This window comes from Pannonibacter carbonis, from assembly GCF_003012935.1.
Classification (GTDB): domain Bacteria; phylum Pseudomonadota; class Alphaproteobacteria; order Rhizobiales; family Stappiaceae; genus Pannonibacter; species Pannonibacter carbonis.
The window spans coordinates 287,618-303,282 of the sequence record NZ_PUDR01000004.1; the positions used below are offsets into that span (position 1 = coordinate 287,618).

The window sequence follows — 15,665 nt, forward strand, 5'->3', positions numbered from 1 at the left end:
GCATTTGCAGGTGTAGTGTCCGGGCACACTCACCGCTTCGGACCCGACATGATCCGCTTTGATCTCAATCCCCGCCTCGAAGGCGACAGCCTGCCGGTGGCGGACCTTCCCCTCTGTGCCGTAAGGCTGATGAAGGATGCCAATTACCCGTGGCTGCTGCTGATCCCCCGCCAGGCGGATCTCGTCGAACTTACCGATCTGGCACAACCGGACAGGTTGCAACTGATTGACGAAGTTGCCGCCTGCGCCGATGCGCTGAAGACTGCCACGGCGTGCGACAAGATCAACATCGGCGCGCTTGGCAACGTGGTGTCACAATTGCATGTGCATGTGATCGCCCGGTTCCGCAGTGATGCTGCATGGCCGAACCCGGTCTGGGGCGCCGCACCTGCCCGTTCCTATGAACCTGCCGAACTTGAAGCACTGACCGAGCGTCTACGGTCCTTGCTGCCTGCCTGACCAATTCTTGAGGGAGAAACCCATGGCACTGGATGCCTATGCCCTGGCAACCCAGCCGGGCGGCATGAGCTTCATCGTCAACCCGCTCGACCGCTGCGCCGAGCGGCGGGGCGAAACCGAGTGGCTTGCCCGCCTGATGCAACAGGACGATGCCCGGTTCGTTGTTGCCACCGCCGGCAAGCTGGTGCTGCGCCGTGATCAGACCAACATGCGCCACACGCAGGCAGAAGCCTTGGCTCTTGGTCAGAGCGCGGCAGAAACAGCGTTTCTCGGACTTGAACCCTCAGGCGCACCGCTGTTTGCCTGCACCGCCACCCTTTCCGATGAACAGCTCGAGATCCGTGAGGAGCTCGAAGTCATCGACCTGCGCAGCCTGGCGCTGCGCCGGGACCTGCCCGAAGCCGATATCGGCGCCCTCGCCCAGGCCCGCGCCCTCGCACATTGGCACCTCAGCCACCAGTTCTGCTCCCGGTGCGGCGAAAAAACCGTGATGGCCGAAGCTGGATATCGCCGGGATTGTCCCGCGTGTCAGACGCCGCATTTCCCCCGCACGGATCCTGTCGTGATCATGCTCATCACCCATGGTGACCACGTCCTGCTGGGCCGCCCACCGCGGCTGGCGGAAGGCGTCTACACCACGCTGGCAGGGTTCATGGAACCGGGTGAAACCATTGAGGATGCGGTCAGGCGTGAGACATTCGAGGAATCTCGTGTGCGTGTCGGCAATGTCCGCCTGGTTTTGAACCAGCCGTGGCCTTTTCCGGCCAACCTCATGCTTGGCTGCACCGGCGAAGCGCTGACAACGGACATCGAAATCGCACAGGACGAGCTGGAAGCCTGCCGCTGGTACAGCCGGGCCGAGGTTGAGACCATGTTGGCCGGGACGCATCCCGAGGGACATCGCATCCCGCCGGGCATTTCCATTGCCCATCATCTGATCCTCGGCTGGCTGCAGGAAACCGCATCGTGACTTACTGCGTGTATCTCACCCACCCGGAAGTGCAGATCGATCCAGCCGTCCCGGTACCGGATTGGGGCCTATCGGATATCGGCCGCGAGCGGGCAATGCGTGCACCTCTGCTCGACTGGGCCCCCGGCATTCGTCATGTCATCTCCAGCGGCGAGCGCAAGGCCATCGAGACAGCCGAACTCTTCGCCGCAGCCTTCGGTCTGGAGGTGGGCATTGTTGAAGCCACGCACGAGAATGACCGTTCAGCCACAGGGTACCTGCCACCACCAGAGTTTCAGGAGGTTGCCAACGCCTTCTTTGCCGCTCCGCAGGAGAGCATTCGCGGCTGGGAACGGGCGATTGACGCGCAAACACGCATCGTCACTGCCATCCGCAGCACGCTTGCAAACTTGCCAGCCGGCGAGCCTGTCCTGTTCTGCGGCCATGGCGGTGTCGGGACGCTGCTGAAATGCCATCTGCTTGGCGTGCCGATCGCACGGCTGCATGATCAGTCCTCAGGTGGCAACTGGTACGTCTTCGATCCTGCCGATCTTGATCGACAGGCTGCGCCGTCACTGGGCTGGACGGCGCTTTAGGCCGGCGGCGGCGTCCAGCCTTTCGCCCTTATTCCCTTCGCCTCCTCTTCTGCCGTTCTCCCTCTGGCCAAATCGTCCGGTTCGGGTAACCATGGCATCTTGTTCAGATCGGATTGCCCATGCGTCTCCTGTTTCCTATTGTCTTCGGCCTGTTGTCCACGCTGGCTTGCCCAGCGCCTGCAGGCGCGGCGTATGAAGGTGAATTCAAGACCTTTCTGGCAGAGAAGGTGATCCCTGCCGCCCGCGCGGCCGGTGTGCCGGATTCGGTCCTCCGGCGCGAACTTGCCGGTCTCAAGCCCAACACGGATTTGCCGGGCCTCGGCCGCCCGGACAAGCCGGAGGCCCCCGCCAAGGTCGATTTTCAGGCGGAATTCCGCGCGCCGGCCGGCTATTTCAAGGACAGCCAGTTTCGGGCATTGGCCGGCCCCGGGCGTGCTCTGGCGCAGAAGCATGCCGATACCTTAAAGGCGATCGAGGCACGATATGGCGTGCCGCGCCGGATCCTCTTGGCAATCTGGGCGCGGGAAAGCGGATATGGCTCTGCCAAGATCCCGCATGACGGCTTGCAGACCGTTGCGACCCGCGCCTTCATGGGCGAAAGGCGCGCGTTCTTTCTTGGCGAGACCGTTGCTGCCCTGAAAATTCTCGCCGACGGACATATCACCCGGTCCGAGCTGAAAAGCTCCTGGGGCGGAGCGATGGGGCAACCTCAGTTCCTGCCCTCGTCCTTCCTCGCCTATGCCGTCGACTTCGACGGCGACGGTCGGCGCGACATCTGGCGTTCGGCCCCCGATACGCTGGCGTCGATTGCGAATTATCTGAAGGAAAAGGGCTGGGTTGCCGGACGCGACTGGGGCTATGAGGTCATTCTTCCGCCAGCGGTGTCCTGCAGCCGCGAAGGTCCGGACCAGCGTCAGCCAATCGCCACATTCGTCAGGGAAGGCGTTACTAGGGCCAGCGGCAAGGCGTTCCCCGAGCGCGAGTTGGCCCGTGACGCCAATATCCTGCTGCCCGCCGGGCGGCTTGGACCGGCATTTTTGGCGACCGAAAATTTCTATGTGCTCAAGGCCTATAACGAAAGCGACGTTTACGCGCTGTTCGTTGGCCACCTGGCGGACCGGTATGGCTCCGATGCCGGGTTTGTCACGCCGTGGCGGGAGAGCCCCCACGTCTCGCGCGGCAAAGTGCGTGACATGCAACTGAAGATGCAGAAGGCCGGCTATGACGTTGGCAAGCCGGATGGCCTGATCGGCTTCAAGACCCGGCGCTCGCTCGGGCTCATGCAGGAACGGGCCGGTCGCCACGCCACTTGCTGGATAGAGTGAAAGATGCACGCCGTGAACCGGCGGGCATGTCCCGACAGGTGTCTGAAACGCGACTTCCACCGGTCGGAAAGGCGGACCGCATTTTCAATTGATATCCGGTCGCGCAAACGGTCAGCTGATCGGCGGCGGGTACAGCCCGAAACGGCATCCTGTCCTTTGCCCCCGCAGCAGCGTTACCACTTCGACCCAGGGACCACTTGCTCCTGCGGCGATGAGGAACCAGCCCCCGTCTGGCGACAACGTCAACGCCAGACGGGGGCTCGCTTTGCTTTGAAGCAATACGGTTATGAACCAGGCGCCAACCTGCGACCGGGGTCGGCACGCTCAGCTGGCGTGGCGGCTGGCGTCGGCGCCGTAGTAGTTCACATAGCGGGCATTGAGGGCTGAAACCGGCATCACGATCAGGACATCGGTGGTGCCAAATTGATGATCAATGACCGCCCCGTCGCCGATATAGGCTCCCAGCCGCAGGTACCCCTTGATCAACGGCGGCAAGTCGCGCAACGCGGCCTTCTCGCTGAGATCTTCTTTCGCGAGCCGGTTCATCTCGACATATCGCTCGGGCAGCGCCTTGACGCGCCAGTTTTCGGGGGCCCTTGCATGATGATGCAGGAACGACAACTGACCGGCGATAAGGTCCGGATCCGTGCCCTCGATCGAAGCGCAACCGATCATCACATCGATCCGGTTTTGCAGAACATACGACCAGATGCCGTGCCACAGCAGCTCGACGGTGCGTTTGTTACGATAGGGCTTCAAGACGCAAGACCGGCCAAGTTCCAGGAAGTTGAGCCCCGGATTGGCGTCGATCAGTGGCTGGATGTCATACTCAGCCGAGGAATAGAACCCTCCGTGCCGATTTGCGACATCCTGGCGCAGCAGGCGATACGTGCCGACGATCTGCGGCTGCAGCCGGCCGAGCTTGTTGCGTTTCAGGCAGGCATGGTCGATGACCAGCATGTGATCGCAAATCGCATCAAACGGATCGAAATCCCGCTTGGAGGCGAGGGTCTGCGCATCCGCAATCGCTGACATTTCTTCATAGAAGACATTGTAGCGCAACCGTTGCGCTGCCTTGATCTCCTTGGCGCTGCGCGCAATCCGGACTTCAAGTGAACCGATGCGCCCGAGCGTCGTCGGCTCCGGCCCGAGTGCCAGGCTCGACTTCAATGGACGCGAAAGCCCCGGAAACCACCGCCCAGCTGAGCCGGTGTCCCGGCGCATTGGTGTGAACTTCTCGACGAGTTTCATCGGAGAAAAAATACCCGACCGCACCATGTGTGTTCGGTCCCCTCGCTTGCTTCGGTCGTTTCCACCAGCGCCCGGCTTGCATCCTTTCGGAATGGCAGGGCTTTGATTTGTCGGCGACGCCAATCGGCGGCGCATTTTCCTGTGCTGCGGACAAGTCCGCAAGCAGCGTGCCGGACCTTCTGGAAAGAAGGGATAGAAACTGTCCGCCGCGGTTGAATGCATCCACGGGGATGGCGTTTCCGTCGCCTTCAGTCCAATCCGCTTTCGCGATTTCATCCCGATCACGGGCCTGCGGTTTCGGTCCAGACGGTCAGACACATGCCGTGTCATCCTGTCACGACCCTAGCCAATGACTGGACCACAGTTTCTCAACAGTAACATGACAGGCCGGTCATCGCATCTATTTCACCCCGGAACCGCGCAAGTTCTAGGCCCGGCCTGCCGGCAGGGCTGAAAGCGGCGCACAACATCAATCCTCCGTTCTCCGGCGCTGGGGAAAACGGCACAACGCTCCAAGGCGGAAGCTCGACCTTTCATCCTGGCCAGGAGCGATGGCAATCCAGGTCAGTGAAACACGTGAAGGAGACCGGGGATCAGGAGGGTGAGCCGAGCCGTACAAGTTCCTCGGCCACTGCCGTTTGGTTTAGCGGCTTGGTGAGATAGCCCGCAACCCCAAGCTCCCTGGCACGCTCGCGCGCTGCCGGCATGACATCAGCCGTTACCACGAGGATCGGCACCGGGGATGCGCCAGTCTCCGCTTCCTTTGCACGAATTGCAGCGATTGCGCCAAAACCATCGAGACCCGGCATGTGCAGATCCATCAGGATGGCATCGAAACAGCCGCGCTCGGCTGCAGCGACTGCTTCATGACCATTGGTTGCCAGTTCCGTTTCATGTCCAAGCTTGCGCAACAGAGCTTCGCCCAAGAGCCGGTTGATGTCATTGTCTTCCGCAAGAAGGAGGCGCAGCGGGCGCGCTGGGGCCAACTGACGGTCCGTGCTGAGCGCCCGCGCTGGGGACCCGCCCCCGGCCCGGCTCGTGCCGACGGCGTCAGCGACATCCCAGTTTGCCACCTTGCCGTCCACTGTCACATCGCTATCTGTCGCCCGCCCCGTGCTGCCGCCCGGGGCAAGCAACGCGGTCAAGGTGCGCACAAGGGTCTGGCTGCGGACTGGCCGGATCAGATAGGCGGAAAACCCGGCACTGCGCAGACGGTCGAGACGTTCGCGTTCAGTCGGCGTGATCAGGACGATGGCCGGCACCTGGCATCCTGCAGCACGGGCCCCGGCAAGCCAGGCAGCACCATCACTGACGGAACCATGGTCGAGCAGGACGAGATCGGCGACTGCCAGTCGTTCCATCAACGCCGGATCCCCGGGCAGGACCCGGCTGACAGAAGCCCCGTAAGCCGAGAGATACCGCGACAGAGCAGCGGCCTCGACCTGGCCTGCTGATACAACGATGATCTGCCTGTCCCGGATCTCCGGCCAGGCTCGCGCTCGAACCGGCACTTCCGGAATCGGAAGACGGACGACGAACGTCGCCCCGATGCCCTCCTCGCCCTCCGCGGCAATGCTACCCGCCATGAGAGTGACCAGCCTCTGCACGATGGCCAATCCGAGCCCTGTGCCGCCATAACGTCGGGAGGGGCCATGGTCGACCTGTTCAAACTCGCCAAACATGCGGGCCGCATCCTGGGGTGCGAAGCCGATTCCGCTATCAGCCACCGCAATCACCAGTTCTCCGCCGCCGGAGACGCCTTCGGCAGCAGCAATATCGATGCTGACCCCACCGCTATCTGTGAACTTGACCCCGTTCCCGGCCAGGTTGTAGAGGACCTGGCGCAAACGGCTCGCATCCACCGTGACCTCGTCCGGAACGCTCGGGGAAATGGTCAGCGCAATTTCAAGTCCCTTGGCCTGGGCCCGCGGGGCGAGCAATTCCACAACCTGTTCGCACAAGGGCGCCAGCGCACAAGGTGCCGGATGGATCGCAAGGCGTCCGGCTTCGGCACGCGAGAAATCCAGCAGTTCATCGATCAGCAGCAGCAGTGTCTCGCCAGACGTTTTGAGCGCATCTGCATATGCTGCCTGCTCGGGGCTGAGCCTTGTATCGCGCAACAAGGCAGCCATGCCGAGAATACCGTTCAAAGGCGTGCGGATCTCATGGCTAACAGTTGCCAGAAAGCGGGATTTGGCTTCGCTTGCCGTCTCGGCCGAATTTCGAGCCGCAAGGAGTTCCTCTTCCATCATCCGCCGGTCGGTGACATCTCGCAGCAGCGTCTGGATCAGGGGCGTATCGCGGGATCCATCCCGCACAGTGACGTCAAGACGTGAGAACCACCGGGGGCCGTGTCGGGTTTCGAGCATGATATCGCCGAACGCAACATCACCAGCCGTGGGGCCAGCGGTGTCCTTCAACACGGCCAAAGGCAAATGCAAGGGCTGACCAGGCTGTGGCATGGCCTCAGGCCGGAAAAGCGCCTGCGCGGCAGGACTGACATAAAGAACCGTACCGGTCATGTTGCGCCGAATGACAACATCACCGAGCGCCTGGAGAATACTGGCCTGCCGTTCAGCCGCCTCCCGCAGTTCCCAGGCCTGGTCCTCGACCGCCTCCAGGCATTGGCGCAGGTGCTGCCGATCCGCTTCCAGCGCATTTTGCGCATCGGCCTGGCGCTCGTTGTCGTCCCGGGCCAACAGATACATCGCAAGAGCGCCGCCGAGAAACGCAAGCACCACAGCCGCAAGCCGCTCGAAAGCACCGCCGCTAACCAGAAGGAGTGCACAAATCGGTGCCAGAGCGACCCCAAGACCTGGTGCAACGGCGACAATTCGAGAGAGAATGCGCGTCTGCCCCCTCCGTGTGCCACCTGAAACAGCACCTGCCCTGGTATCGGCTGCAGGCCGCTCCTGCTCCAGCCGTATCTCCTGCCGGATGCTTGTGTCCCCTCGCGATGAAGACGCTGTTTCCGGAGCCGGAGCCGTGCCCTCGGATTGGTCATGGCCAGGCGATCCGACAAAGCCGGAGCGACCGGTCTCATCCGGGTCGACGTCAGAACTCTTAAGTCCGGCGGCATTATGCTCATCGGTGCCTGACTGCGCCGGCGATTGTGCTCTGGTCCTGTCGCTCTGGCCCGTCATATCGCTTTCCCGTCGACATCGCATCAACGGCGATATCGGTTGATTCCCGTTGCAGCCAGAGTGCCCGCAAAACCCTTTCGGAAATCCTTTCGCAGGATGCTTCGGACACGGTTGAACCGCACGACTGGTCCCTGGGCATGCCCAGACGCCTATCGCGGGGTGAAAGTTCTCGTCTTCTCTTGTCAAAGAACAGGCTGGGAACAGGCTGGACATAGGCCAGCCGGCCGGCCCACATGATTTGCAAGGCTGACCGGGGGGCGCCTTTGCAAGCCGTTATTGTCAGGCAGCCTGTCGCAGCACCGTCTCGCCGCGCAGGCTCAAGGCTTCCGCCAGATGCAGGCGACTGACGGTGTCCGCTCCATCCAGATCCGCCAACGTTCGCCCCAGCTTCAGCACCCGGTGATAGCCGCGCGCACTCAGCGCCAATGTATTGGCCGCGTCGGCCAGGAAACTGCGGCCGCCCGCGTCCATGCCGGTCACCTCATCCACCAGACCAGCCGGCAGACGGGCGTTGGGACATTCGCCGAGCCCAAGCCCTTGCGAGCGGCGGCGCTGGATGTCACGCGCCATGGCAACCCGGGCGGCAACGCTGGCCGAACTCTCTGCTTTCCCCGGCGCCAGCAGGTCGGAAGCCGAAACAGCCGGCACCTCGATGCGCAGGTCGATGCGATCCAGAAACGGTCCGGAGACACGGCCCTGATATTCGATGGCGCAGCGCGGTCCCCTGCGGCAGACATGACCCGGCTCGCCGGCATAGCCGCAACGGCAGGGGTTCATGGCCGTGATCAACTGGATGCGCGAGGGATAGGTCACCCGGTGGTTTGCCCGGGCAATCACTGTCTCCCCCGTTTCAAGGGGCTGGCGCAGGCTGTCGAGCACCTGCGGCTGAAACTCCGGCAACTCGTCAAGAAACAGCACGCCATTGTGCGCGAGCGAAACCTCACCTGGACGCGCCCTGAGACCACCGCCGACGAGGGCGGCCATCGATGCGGAATGATGCGGCGCGCGGAACGGCCTGCGGTCAGTCAGACGCCCGTCCGCCAGTTCCCCGGCCAGGGAGGCGATCATCGACACCTCGAGCAACTCGCGCGGGCTGAGAGGTGGCAGCAGCGACGGCAGGCGGCTTGCAAGCATCGACTTGCCGGCGCCCGGGGGGCCGACCATCAGAAGATTGTGGCCGCCGGCAGCGGCAATCTCCAGCGCCCGTTTCGCGCTCTCCTGGCCCTTGACGTCGGAAAGGTCAGGCAGATCGCCCGCCGGCCCGCGCAATTTCGGTGCCGGCCGCGACAAGACCTGCGTGCCCTTGAAATGATTGGCCAGCTGGATCAGCGAGCGTGGGGCCAGGATGCTCATCTCGCTGTCGGCCCAGGCCGCTTCCGGTCCGCAATCCGCCGGGCAAATCAGCCCCTTGCCAAGTCCGTTGGCCCCGATTGCCGCCGGCAACACACCTGCGACGGGCGCCAGGCGACCATCAAGCCCCAATTCGCCGAGCACGACATAATCGGCGAGCATATCAGCCGGAATGGCGCCGATCGCCGCCATGATGCCAAGCGCAATCGGCAGATCATAATGCGACCCCTCTTTCGGCAGATCGGCGGGCGCGAGATTGACGGTCACCCGCTTGGCCGGCAACGCCAGGCCGGAGGCCAGCAGCGCCGCCCTGACCCGTTCCCGGCTTTCGCCAACCGCCTTGTCCGGCAATCCGACGATCGTGAAGGCCACCATACCCGGTCCGACCATGACCTGGACATCGACCGGAACGGCTTCGATACCCTGAAACGCGACAGTTGTTACGCGACTGACCATACCCCAACTCCCCGAAAGGTCGAGGAAGACGATACGGCAACTTTTTGGAGAGTCAAGAACGTAAAGAGAACATTAATTCACCCTCGACCTCTTGCAGTCGTCTGGAAACCGTCGCAGCATGAGGAGGCTTCAGGATAGGTCGGGCACAAGGGAGCGTGTTGCCATGTGTGATGCATGCGTCATGATCGCGGTTAAGAACCGGATGCTGTCGCGCCGGGACATGTTCCGGCTGGCAGCTGCCGGCAGTGTTGCCGCTGCCGTTACAGTTACCGGCTCAGCAATACCGGCGATGGCGGCAACGCCTACAAAGGTCAGTGACCTGACGCATGAATTAAGCGAAAGCTTCCCGACGTTTTTCGGCGAACAGCAATTCTTTGCAAACAAGCTGTTTGACTATCAGAAAGACAAGTTCAACCTCTACGAGCTGAGAGTGAACGAACACACCGGCACGCATGTGGATGCGCCGTTGCATTTCTCGGCAGATGGCCAGTCGGTGGCCGAGATCCCTGTCAGCAATCTGGTCGCGCCGCTGGCCATCGTCGACATTCGCGCCAAGGCAGCCGAGACTGCGGATGCGCAGGTGACGCCTGACGATTTGAAGGCCTGGATCGCAGCCAACGGCGAGATCCCGGATGGGGCCTGCGTTGCCATGCTGTCAGGTTGGGACAAGCACGTTGCCAGCCCGAAATTCCGCAATCCCGACGACAAGGGCGTGATGCATTTTCCCGGGTTCCACGTCGAGGCGGCCGCGATGCTGATCGAGGAGGCCAAGGTGGTCGGCATAGCCGTCGACACCCTGTCGCTTGACTTCGGCGCATCGCCGGACTTTGCCACCCATTACAAATGGCTGCCGAGCAACCGCTGGGGCATCGAATGCATCGCAAATCTGGAGCAGCTGCCAGTGGCCGGCGCCACACTCATTGTCGGCGCCCCGAAACACAAGGGCGGCACGGGTGGTCCCGCTCGCATCCTGGCCCTGGTATAAGCGCACAGTTTCAAGGGTGTAGAGGGGTGTCCGTTGGCCCGGTCACCCCTGCTCAGATCCGATTGGCGCTTATCCGCGCCGCCGCGCTTCGATGACGTCCCAGACGCGGATGGCAATGTCAGGGCCTCCGAGGCGCTTGACGGCGCGGATGCCGGTGGGCGCGGTGACGTTGATCTCGGTCAGGTAGCCGTCGATGACGTCGATGCCGACGAGGAGCAGGCCCTTGGCCTTCAGGGCCGGGCCGAGGCGAGCGCAGATTTCGCGCTCCCGGTCGCTGAGGTCGGATTCGGCCGGCGAGCCACCGCGCACCATGTTGGAGCGCAGATCGCCCGGCGCCGGCACCCGGTTGACCGCACCGGCGAATTCGCCATCGACGAGCAGGATACGCTTGTCGCCATGCTTGACGTTGGGCAGGAAGCGCTGGATCACCCATGGCTCACGGAAAGTGACAGCGAAAAAGTCGTAGAGCGAACCGTAGTTGAGGTCGTCCTGGGTGATGCGGAAGACCGCTGCACCACCATGACCGAACAGCGGCTTCATGACGATGTCGCCATGCTCTTCGCGGAAAGCGTCGATCTCTGCCCGGTCGCGGGTGATCAGGGTCGGCGGCATAAGATCTGCAAACTCGGTGACGAACAGCTTCTCCGGGGCGTTGCGTACTTCGGCTGGATTGTTCACCACCAGGGTATGCGGGTGGATCTTCTCCAGAATATGGGTGGCCGCGACATAGGCCATGTCGAACGGCGGATCCTGCCGCATCAGGATCACATCGATGTCGGCAAGATCTGTTCGAACGGATTCACCCAGCGTGAAGTGATTGCCCTTCTCGTCACGCACGGTAACGGGTTCCAGCGCGGCGAAGACCTTGTCACCGTGCAATGCCAGCCGATCCGGCGTGTAGTGATAGAGCGAATGGCCACGCGCTTGCGCTTCCAGCATCAACGCAAAGGCGCTGTCGCCCAGAATATTGATGGACGAGATATGGTCCATCTGGACCGCGACCTTCAGCGACATGCGCGTCTCTCCGGATAAAGCGCCGCGCCAAGACCGGCACGGTTCGTCAGGGTGGGCTCGATATGGGATTTCTGGACCGCCTTGTCCAGAATGGCAATGCTGCAACCCGTCACGGAATTTTACATCAAACGATCAGGCCGGAATGCATCGGTCAGATGCTCAGGCCAGCGCCAGGGCACAATCAACATGAGATCGAAACGCTGTATCGTGTCAGCCTGGTCCGGGTACTGGACCAGAAAAATCTGGGCAGCCCGAATAATCCGCCCGCGCGCGGTTGCGCTGACGGCTTCAAGGGCAGCCGAGCGGCTGCGGCGCGCCTTGACCTCGATGAACGCCAGCACATCCCCGCGCCGCGCGACGAGATCAACCTCCCCGGCGCCGGACCGAAATCGCCGGGCCAGAATGCGCCAGCCCTTCAGTTGCAAGATCAGCGCCGCCAGGCTCTCGGCGCCATGCCCCAGCCGATAGGCGCGGCGGCGGTTGCGCGGCGTCTCGCGAACGGGGGGCAGGGCGGACGGGGAGGTCATGGCGTGTCGGAGCGCTCCGGGCCGATATCTGCCTCACTCTCACTGCCGGCGGCCTTGAGCGCAAGCGCCATGTGGTAGACTTCGGCCCTGTCCCGGCCTGTCTGCCTGGCAACCTCCTTTGCGGCGGCAGCGACAGACATCCGGGCCAGAGCGGCGTGAAGCTGCGCCTCGACATCTGCCTCGCTAACCTCAGGCACCACCTCCGCAGGCGGGCCAACGAGGATGACGATCTCACCCTTTGGCGGATTGGCTTCGTAATAGGCGTAAAGCTCGCTCACGGTTCCGCGCTGGAACGTTTCAAAGCGCTTGGTCAGCTCACGGGCGACGACGGCTTCGCGGTCACCAAGGGTCTCCGACATGGCCGCCAGCGAAGCGGCGAGCCGGTGCGGCGATTCAAAAAAGGCGAGCGTCGCCGGAATAACCGCGAGTTCGCCGAGGCGGCGTGCACGGGCACCGGCCTTCTGCGGCAAAAAGCCCGCAAATAAAAGCGTGTCGGATGGCAACCCGGACGCGACGAGCGCAGCCAGCGGCGCTGAGGCGCCGGGGATCGGAATCACCTTGAAGCCGGCAGCCAGAACATCACGCACCAGCCGGTATCCAGGGTCAGACACCAGCGGGGTGCCGGCATCGGAGACCAGAGCCACGACCTGCCCTTCGGCAAGGGCAGCCAGTAGACGCGGGCGCTGCCGCTCCGCATTGTGCTCATGGTAGGGCAGCAGCGGTGCCTTCAGGCCGAAGCGCTGGCTGAGCGTCGAAGTCACACGTGTGTCCTCGCAGGCGATCACATCGGCGCCGGCCAGCGTCTCGAGGGCGCGAATGGTTATATCGCCAAGATTGCCGATCGGCGTCGAGACGATGTAGAGCGCGCTTTCCTGTGCCGGGGCGGCAAAGGCATGCTCCCCGATGAAAAAGCGGCGTTCAGCCAGTGTTTCAGCCATAGGCGGGCCTTTCCGGTTGTCGGCGTCTTACAGGCCGGTACGCAACACATTTCGGCAAGAAGGCGGTTTTATCGCAGTTGGCAGCGGGCAAGCCGAAGCGATTCATTCACGCGGCTGGACAGGAACGTTCTGAATTCGTAATGGTTTTTGATCGCGGATGCGAGGAGGCCCGAGTGGAAAACACGACTGCTGCCGCCAATGCCCCAATTGCTGGCCTCCGTGCCGGTGGATTCAGGGTGTATATCGCCTGGTTTTCAGGACTGCGGCGGAGCGCCCTGCGCTGCGCAGGCGCATTTGCGGTCACCGGGCTTCTTGCCGGCTGTATGGGCTCGACCATGGGGACAGCGCCGGATGGACTGCAGTCCCTGCCGTCGACGCCATCCGTGCCGGCCGTGACCGGCCAGACAATCGGCACGGGCACCGTCCGCGTCGGGCTGTTGCTGCCGCTGTCGGCCGGCGGGTCGGCATCGGCCATCGCTGCGACTTTCCGCAATTCGGCGGAACTGGCGATCAAGGACTTCCAGGGCTCCGACATCCAGTTGCTGGTGAAGGATACGGCCGGCACAGCAGAAGGCGGCCGGGCGGCAGCGCAAGCGGCCATTGCGGAAGGGGCCGAGCTCATCCTGGGTCCTGTCTTTGCCCCGGCGGTCAGCGGCGCGGCCAGTGTCGCGCGCACATCCGGCGTGCCGATTGTCGCATTCTCCACGGATACGTCGGTCGCCGGCCCCGGCGTCTATCTTCTCTCGTTTCTCCCGGCGGGTGATGTGAAGCGCATCATCAGCTACGCCGCCGGACAGAACCGCAGATCCTATGCCGCTCTGCTGCCGGATGATGCCTATGGCGCCGTCACCGAGGCAGCGTTCCGCCAGGAAGTCGGGCGCACCGGCGGGCGGGTGGTCTCCATCCAGCGCTACAAGGTCTCCGGGTCCGACACGACCGATCTTGCCGCCAAGACGCAAGCCATCGCCAGCGCCTTGCCGCAGGCAGATGCCCTGTTCCTGCCAGCCGCGAATGTCGCGCCCTTCGTCATGCAAAGCCTGATGACCCAGGGCGGCAACCTGGCCAACATCAAGGTTCTCGGCAGCGGCCAGTGGGACGCAGCGCAAGTGACCAGCAATCCGATCATGGCAGGGACCTGGTTCCCGGGGCCGGAGCGCTCGGGTTTCGATGCCCTGTCCGGTCGCTATCAGGCAACATTTGGCGCAGCACCGGCGCGCAATGCATCGCTGGCCTATGATGGCACTATCCTCGCTGCGGGCCTCGTGCGGTCTGCAGGGCCTCAGCGCTTCTCGCAGCCTGTGCTGACCAATCGGGACGGCTTTCTCGGCATCGACGGCGTCTTTCGCTTCCTGGCCAATGGCGAGAGCGAGCGAGGCCTTGCCGTCTATGAGATCGCGCCAGGGGGTATGAAGGTCATTTCTCCGGCACCGCGTGATTTCCGTGCGGCCTCGTAAGGGCATCACACCATGCTTTCGGACAAACGCATCCTGCTGATCATTGGCGGCGGCATAGCCGCCTACAAGTCGCTCGACCTGATCCGCCGCCTCAGGGAACGCGGTGCCGCTGTCCGGGTGATCATGACGGCCGGGGCGCAACAGTTCATCACGCCCCTGGCCGCCGGGGCGCTGAGCGCCGACAGGGTCTACACGGATCTCTTTGACCGCGAGGCAGAGCAGGATGTCGGTCATATCCGCTTGGCGCGGGAAACCGATCTTGTGCTGGTGGCCCCGGCGACGGCGGATCTGATGGCCAAGATGGTCAATGGACTGGCTGGCGATCTTGCCACAGCTGTGCTGCTGGCGACGAAGAAGCCGGTTCTTGTCGCTCCGGCAATGAACCCGGCGATGTGGAGCCACCCGGCCACGAAGCGCAATGTGGCGCGGCTGATTGCGGATGGCATCGCCTTCATCGGCCCGGAAAGCGGCGAGATGGCGGAAAGCGGCGAGGCAGGCGTTGGCCGCATGAGCGAGCCGCTGGCCATCGCTGAGCGGGTCGCGGCGATGCTGGTGCCGGCGCCCGGTCCTCTTTCAGGGCGCCATATCGTTGTCACCTCGGGTCCGACACATGAGCCGATCGACCCGGTGCGCTACATCGCCAACCGGTCATCCGGCAAGCAGGGGCACGCCATCGCCGCCGCACTGGCCGCGCTCGGTGCCCGGGTGACGCTGGTCAGCGGTCCGGTGACGGTGCCCGATCCGAAGGGCGTCACCACGGTGCATGTGGAGACGGCGCGGCAGATGCTGGCGGCTGTCGAGGCGGCGCTGCCGGCGGATGCCGCCGTCATGGCCGCAGCCGTCGCCGACTGGCGGGTGGCGAGCGAGGGCACTGAAAAGATCAAGAAGGACGGCTCCGGCCGGCCGCCTGCGCTGGCCCTGACGGAAAATCCGGACATCCTGGCGACCGTCGGTCATCTGGGCGACCGGCGGCCGCAACTCGTCGTCGGCTTTGCGGCAGAAACCCAGAACCTCATTGCCAATGCGCAGGCCAAGCTGGCGCGCAAGGGCGCGGACTGGATCGTCGCCAATGACGTCAGCCCGGAAACCGGCGTGATGGGCGGCGACGCCAACACGGTGCGCATCGTCTCGGCCGCCGGCGTGGAAGACTGGCCGACGCTGGACAAGGGCGAGGTCGCGCGTCGCCTCGCCGCGCGGATTGCCGCCGCTTTGGCCTGA

Annotated in this window: 13 protein-coding genes; 7 read left to right on the forward strand and 6 right to left on the reverse strand. The window is 63.5% G+C overall.

The window, feature by feature from the left end:
* Positions 1–48: 48 nt before the first annotated feature.
* From C8348_RS07720 to C8348_RS07735, 4 genes are all read left to right on the forward strand, one after another.
* The gene (locus tag C8348_RS07720) at positions 49–459 is read left to right on the forward strand and encodes an HIT domain-containing protein (RefSeq protein WP_106752720.1); all 411 of its coding nucleotides are present in this window, start codon (positions 49–51) and stop codon (positions 457–459) included.
* A gap of 22 nt (positions 460–481) precedes the next feature.
* Entirely contained in the window at positions 482–1,429 is a 948-nt protein-coding gene (gene nudC, locus C8348_RS07725; protein ID WP_106752721.1) for an NAD(+) diphosphatase, read from the forward strand.
* Entirely contained in the window at positions 1,426–2,004 is a 579-nt protein-coding gene (locus C8348_RS07730) for a histidine phosphatase family protein (protein WP_106752722.1), read from the forward strand. Before nudC ends, C8348_RS07730 begins: the two co-directional genes overlap by 4 nt.
* Positions 2,005–2,123: 119 nt before the next feature.
* On the forward strand, positions 2,124–3,329 hold the full coding sequence (locus C8348_RS07735) for a lytic murein transglycosylase (RefSeq protein WP_106752723.1): 1,206 nt from the start codon (positions 2,124–2,126) through the stop codon (positions 3,327–3,329).
* 324 nt (positions 3,330–3,653) lie between these two features.
* Here the strand turns inward: C8348_RS07735 and olsB are convergent, their stop codons facing one another.
* The 3 genes from olsB to C8348_RS07750 form a co-directional block, all read right to left on the reverse strand.
* Positions 3,654–4,553 carry a l-ornithine N(alpha)-acyltransferase gene (gene olsB, locus C8348_RS07740; protein WP_482811894.1) on the reverse strand — a complete coding sequence of 300 codons (900 nt, stop codon included), beginning with the start codon at positions 4,551–4,553 and terminating at the stop codon, positions 3,654–3,656.
* A 620-nt stretch (positions 4,554–5,173) separates the two neighbouring features.
* Positions 5,174–7,288 (reverse strand): ATP-binding protein, encoded by a 2,115-nt coding sequence (locus tag C8348_RS07745; protein ID WP_208983622.1) that lies wholly within the window; start codon positions 7,286–7,288, stop codon positions 5,174–5,176.
* A gap of 714 nt (positions 7,289–8,002) precedes the next feature.
* Positions 8,003–9,529: a YifB family Mg chelatase-like AAA ATPase gene (locus tag C8348_RS07750; RefSeq protein ID WP_106752726.1), complete on the reverse strand. Its 1,527-nt coding sequence runs from the start codon at positions 9,527–9,529 to the stop codon at positions 8,003–8,005.
* Positions 9,530–9,692: 163 nt separating this feature from the next.
* Between C8348_RS07750 and C8348_RS07755 the strand changes: the two genes are divergently transcribed.
* Positions 9,693–10,514 (forward strand): cyclase family protein, encoded by an 822-nt coding sequence (locus C8348_RS07755; RefSeq protein ID WP_106752727.1) that lies wholly within the window; start codon positions 9,693–9,695, stop codon positions 10,512–10,514.
* Positions 10,515–10,583: 69 nt separating this feature from the next.
* Here C8348_RS07755 and gshB read toward each other — a convergent pair whose 3' ends face one another.
* The 3 genes from gshB to rsmI all read right to left on the reverse strand — a co-directional run bounded on the left by gshB (position 10,584) and on the right by rsmI (position 12,993).
* Positions 10,584–11,528, reverse strand: a complete 945-nt coding sequence (gene gshB / locus C8348_RS07760; RefSeq protein WP_106752728.1) for a glutathione synthase — start codon at positions 11,526–11,528, stop codon at positions 10,584–10,586.
* A gap of 119 nt (positions 11,529–11,647) precedes the next feature.
* On the reverse strand, positions 11,648–12,055 hold the full coding sequence (locus C8348_RS07765) for a YraN family protein (protein ID WP_106752729.1): 408 nt from the start codon (positions 12,053–12,055) through the stop codon (positions 11,648–11,650).
* A complete protein-coding gene (gene rsmI, locus C8348_RS07770; protein WP_106752730.1) occupies positions 12,052–12,993 on the reverse strand; it encodes a 16S rRNA (cytidine(1402)-2'-O)-methyltransferase in 942 nt (313 codons plus the stop codon). Before rsmI ends, C8348_RS07765 begins: the two co-directional genes overlap by 4 nt.
* A 173-nt stretch (positions 12,994–13,166) precedes the next feature.
* On the opposite strand from rsmI, the gene C8348_RS07775 reads away from it, so the two are divergent.
* Both C8348_RS07775 and coaBC read left to right on the forward strand, forming a co-directional pair.
* Positions 13,167–14,447, forward strand: a complete 1,281-nt coding sequence (locus tag C8348_RS07775; RefSeq protein ID WP_208983623.1) for a penicillin-binding protein activator — start codon at positions 13,167–13,169, stop codon at positions 14,445–14,447.
* Between the two features lie 12 nt (positions 14,448–14,459).
* Positions 14,460–15,665, forward strand: coding sequence for a bifunctional phosphopantothenoylcysteine decarboxylase/phosphopantothenate--cysteine ligase CoaBC (coaBC, locus tag C8348_RS07780; RefSeq protein ID WP_106752732.1), 1,206 nt, complete (start codon positions 14,460–14,462; stop codon positions 15,663–15,665).

Bases quoted from the DNA above. Each gene is read 5' to 3' on its own strand.
- C8348_RS07720 (WP_106752720.1), top strand. From the start codon at position 49: ATGATCCGCTTTGATCTCAATCCCCGCCTCGAAGGCGACAGCCTGCCG.
- nudC (WP_106752721.1), top strand. From the start codon at position 482: ATGGCACTGGATGCCTATGCCCTGGCAACCCAGCCGGGCGGCATGAGC.
- C8348_RS07735 (WP_106752723.1), top strand. From the start codon at position 2,124: ATGCGTCTCCTGTTTCCTATTGTCTTCGGCCTGTTGTCCACGCTGGCT.
- olsB (WP_482811894.1), bottom strand. From the start codon at position 4,553: ATGCGCCGGGACACCGGCTCAGCTGGGCGGTGGTTTCCGGGGCTTTCG.
- C8348_RS07745 (WP_208983622.1), bottom strand. From the start codon at position 7,288: ATGTATCTGTTGGCCCGGGACGACAACGAGCGCCAGGCCGATGCGCAA.
- C8348_RS07750 (WP_106752726.1), bottom strand. From the start codon at position 9,529: ATGGTCAGTCGCGTAACAACTGTCGCGTTTCAGGGTATCGAAGCCGTT.
- C8348_RS07755 (WP_106752727.1), top strand. From the start codon at position 9,693: ATGTGTGATGCATGCGTCATGATCGCGGTTAAGAACCGGATGCTGTCG.
- gshB (WP_106752728.1), bottom strand. From the start codon at position 11,528: ATGTCGCTGAAGGTCGCGGTCCAGATGGACCATATCTCGTCCATCAAT.
- C8348_RS07765 (WP_106752729.1), bottom strand. From the start codon at position 12,055: ATGACCTCCCCGTCCGCCCTGCCCCCCGTTCGCGAGACGCCGCGCAAC.
- rsmI (WP_106752730.1), bottom strand. From the start codon at position 12,993: ATGGCTGAAACACTGGCTGAACGCCGCTTTTTCATCGGGGAGCATGCC.
- coaBC (WP_106752732.1), top strand. From the start codon at position 14,460: ATGCTTTCGGACAAACGCATCCTGCTGATCATTGGCGGCGGCATAGCC.